A 667-nucleotide genomic window follows, 5' to 3' on the forward strand; every position below is an offset into this window, starting at 1 on the left:
TATTGAGTGTCCTACAACCCCGAGAGGCAAGCCTCTCGGTTTGGGCTATGTTCCGTTTCGCTCGCCGCTACTCAGGAAATCGCTTTTGCTTTCTCTTCCTCCGGGTACTTAGATGTTTCAGTTCCCCGGGTCTGCCTTCAATACCCTATGTATTCAGGTAAAGATACTGTTCCATTACGAACAGTGGGTTTCCCCATTCGGAAATCTCCGGATCAAAGCTTACTTACAGCTCCCCGTAGCTTATCGGTGTTAGTCCCGTCCTTCATCGGCTCCTAGTGCCAAGGCATCCACCGTGCGCCCTTTCTAACTTAACCTATCGGTTATGATAAGCTTCGAATCTCTTCGTCAGCTTCAGTCGCTCACATCCTCATTTATGTTAATAAACTCCGGTGTTCGCTCCTTGTGCTTCCTCGACCTTCTCGCTTCTCATACACCTTAGTTAATTCTAAAGAACTTACTAAAATGATGTCTTGTCATTAATTATCTAGTTTTCAAGGAACAAGTTTGTTGCTATGTGAGAGATAATTCTCTCAAAACTAAACAAAATCAGAAACGTCTGTTTAATGAAGTAACTTATACTTCATTTCCTTATATCCTTAGAAAGGAGGTGATCCAGCCGCACCTTCCGATACGGCTACCTTGTTACGACTTCACCCCAATCATCTGT

At 44.1% G+C, this 667-nt stretch carries 2 rRNA genes; both read right to left on the reverse strand.

From position 1 onward, the window contains the following. Window positions 1–314: ribosomal RNA gene (locus DBX25_RS20430) — 23S ribosomal RNA — on the reverse strand; the annotation flags it as partial. 286 nt (window positions 315–600) lie between these two features. Further along, window positions 601–667, reverse strand: a 16S ribosomal RNA gene (locus DBX25_RS20435); the annotation flags it as partial.

Source organism: Peribacillus acanthi (assembly GCF_003073175.1).
Lineage (GTDB): Bacteria > Bacillota > Bacilli > Bacillales > DSM-1321 > Bacillus_BN > Bacillus_BN acanthi.